4 pseudogenes and 1 other annotated feature are annotated in these 2,870 nt (G+C 63.8%); of the pseudogenes, 2 read left to right on the forward strand and 2 right to left on the reverse strand.

Annotated elements, in window-relative coordinates:
- A pseudogene (locus MKK58_RS01980) lies at positions 1 to 516 on the forward strand (IS3 family transposase); the annotation flags it as partial.
- 35 nt (positions 517 to 551) lie between these two features.
- On the opposite strand, the pseudogene MKK58_RS01985 reads toward MKK58_RS01980, so the two are convergent.
- Positions 552 to 1,781: pseudogene (locus MKK58_RS01985) on the reverse strand (IS3 family transposase).
- Positions 1,384 to 1,500 (reverse strand) — a sequence feature (AL1L pseudoknot). (Overlaps the previous pseudogene by 117 nt.)
- A 47-nt stretch (positions 1,782 to 1,828) precedes the next feature.
- On the opposite strand from MKK58_RS01985, the pseudogene MKK58_RS01990 reads away from it, so the two are divergent.
- Positions 1,829 to 2,533, forward strand: a pseudogene (locus tag MKK58_RS01990) (IS3 family transposase); the annotation flags it as partial.
- Positions 2,534 to 2,635: 102 nt separating this feature from the next.
- Here MKK58_RS01990 and MKK58_RS01995 read toward each other — a convergent pair.
- Positions 2,636 to 2,770, reverse strand: a pseudogene (locus MKK58_RS01995) (IS110 family transposase); the annotation flags it as partial.
- Positions 2,771 to 2,870: the final 100 nt, after the last annotated feature.

Genomic DNA, 2,870 nt, shown 5'->3' on the forward strand with positions numbered 1-2,870 from the left:
GTCCCGGGGAAACTTCTGAGCCCCGCGCGCCGACGTGCCTGTGTCGAGCACATCATGCGGACGATGACCGTCTCCGAACGCCGCGCCTGTCGGGCGCTCGGACAGCATCGCTCGACACAGCGCAAGGTACCGCGGGGCCGCAATGACGAAGAGGCGCTGACGGCCGATCTTGTGGCGTTGGCCGAGAAGTACGGGCGCTACGGCTACCGCAAGATCAGTGCGTTGCTGAAGGCGACCGGGTGGTTCGTCAACGACAAGCGCGTCGAGCGGATCTGGCGGCGTGAGGGGCTGAAAGTGCCGGCCAAGCAGCCCAAGCGAGGGCGGATCTGGGACAACGACGGCTCCTGTGTTCGTCTTCGCCCGGAACACCGCAATCACGTGTGGTCGTACGACTTCGTCGAGGCCCGCACGCACGATGGCCGCAAGATCCGAATGCTCAACGTGGTCGACGCGTTCACGCACGAATGCCTGGCAATCCGGGTCGCACGCAAGCTCAAGGGGATCGACGTCATTGAACCGCACCGGAATTCCCGGAGGCCATTTGGTTTGGGTTATGCGGCCCAGGCTTGCGCCTCGGTCTGGGCATAGTAGCGCGCTTCGGCTTCAGCGGGAGGCACGTTTCCGATCGGTTCGAGCAGCCGACGGTGATTGAACCAATCCACCCATTCGAGGGTAGCGAACTCGACGGCTTCGAACGACCGCCACGGGCCACGCCGATGGATGACCTCGGTCTTGAACAGTCCGATCACGGTCTCGGCAAGAGCATTATCGTACGAGTCGCCGACGCTGCCGACGGAGGGTTCGATGCCCGCTTCAGCAAGGCGCTCGGTGTATCGGATGCTGACGTATTGCGATCCGCGGTCGGAGTGACAGACGAGACCGCCGCCTGCTAAGGGGCGTCGCTCATGCAGAGCCTGCTCCAAGGCATCGAGCACGAAGTCCGCCCGCGCCGAGCGCGACACGCGCCAGTCCACGATCCGGCGAGCGAAGACATCGACCACGAAAGCTTCCATTGTCGAAGCCGCCCCAGGTGGCGACGTAGGTGAAGTCCGCGACCCACAGCCTGTTCGGACACGCGGCCTTGAACTGCCGGTTGACCCGGTCGAGTGCGCACGCCGCGGCTGGATCAGGGATAGTCGTCCGGACTGTCTTGCCTCGTACGACGCCTTGCAGACCCATCGCTCGCATCAGCCGTGTGACGGTGCAACGCGCCGCCGTGATCCCTTCACGGTCGAGCTGCCGCCAGATCTTGCGCACGCCGTAGACGCAGAAATTCGCCTCGTACACGCGCCGGATCTCGGTCATCAGCACGGCATCCCGCCTGGATCGTGCTGGCAGCCTACTGGGATCGGCCCGGCGCGCGACATGGGCGTGATACGTCGACGGGGCGATCGGCAGCACGCGGCAGATCGGCTCGACCCCGTAGGCCCCGCGGTGATCGTCGATGAAGGCGATCATCAATTGAACGGGCGGTCGAGCTCCGCCTGAGCAAAATACGCCGATACCTTTCTCAGGATCTCGTTGGCCTGCCGGAGTTCGCGAACCTCCCGCTCCAGCGCCTTGATCCGCTCGCGCTCGTCCGTCGTCGGGCCGGCTCGTTGGCCCTGGTCGCGCTCGGCCTGGCGTACCCAATTCCGCAGCGTCTCACCCGAGCAGCCGATCTTGGCGGCAATGGAGCGGATCGCACCATATTGAGAGTCGTGCTCGCCCTGATGATCCAACACCATCCGCACAGCGCGTTCACGGACTTCAGGGGAAAAGGGTGGGGTTCGCTTCGTCATGGCTCCATCCTCGCAAGAGTTGGGGCCTCAGGAAAACCCGGTGCGGTTCACTGCGGATGCGACTGAAGGAGCTGGCTGCCGCGCGGGTGCGCTACGGCTATCGGCGGCTGCACATCCTGCTGCGACGGGAGGGCTGGAAGGTGAACCACAAGCGCACCTACCGGATCTACCGGGATGAGGGCCTGTCGATCCGGTCCAAGCTGCCCAAACGCAAGCGGGCGTGGCGCTACCGCCAGGGGCGACCGGCGATCGGCGGACCCAACGAGGTCTGGGCCATGGACTTCATGTCCGACCGCCTCTTCGACGGTCGTCCGTTCCGGATCCTGACGGTCGTCGATTGCCACACGCGAGAGGCGCTCTCACTCACGCCGAGAGCCAACTTCCGCGCCTTCCAGGTGACCGAGGCACTCGATGCCTTGGTCCGGCTGAGGGGGCGGCCCAAGAGCCTGCGGGTCGACAATGGACTGGAATTCGCCGGCCGCATGCTCGACCAGTGGGCTTACCTGAACGGGGTCGAGATCAACTTCTCCCGACCGGGCAAGCCGACCGACAACGCTTACATCGAGTCGTTCAACGGCCGTCTACGAGCGGAATGCCTGAACGCCTCGTGGTTCCTGTCCCTGGCCGATGCCCGTGAGCGCATCGAGGACTGGAGGTGCCACTACAACGAAGATCGACCCCATATGGCTCTGGGCGGCTTGACGCCCGGAGCATTCGCCAACCAAGCTGTCATAGCCCGAGAACTTGCATAGGCCGTGGACCACAAACGGGGTCAACTCCATGCCAACCGTGCACTAACTTTACCCTTGAACCACCTCGTGGGGGCCGATCAATCGTAGCCTGCGGCCATCAGAAAGTTTCTCGAAAAACGCGAGCAACTGACTTCGACGCAGTTGGCGACGCACGAGACCACGACCGCTTTCATCGACACCGTGGATTTGGAAAACGCTCTTCGCGAGGTCGATACCGACCGTAGCAAGCTCGGACATGGGTGGCTCCTCAGCGTGAGGCGACAACATCCCGACTATGCCCCAACGCAAACCCGGGAGCAGGAGCCATCCACACCATCAATCGAGCAGGTCTTTGCCA

The organism is Methylobacterium sp. J-078 (genome assembly GCF_022829285.1).
GTDB lineage: Bacteria > Pseudomonadota > Alphaproteobacteria > Rhizobiales > Beijerinckiaceae > Methylobacterium.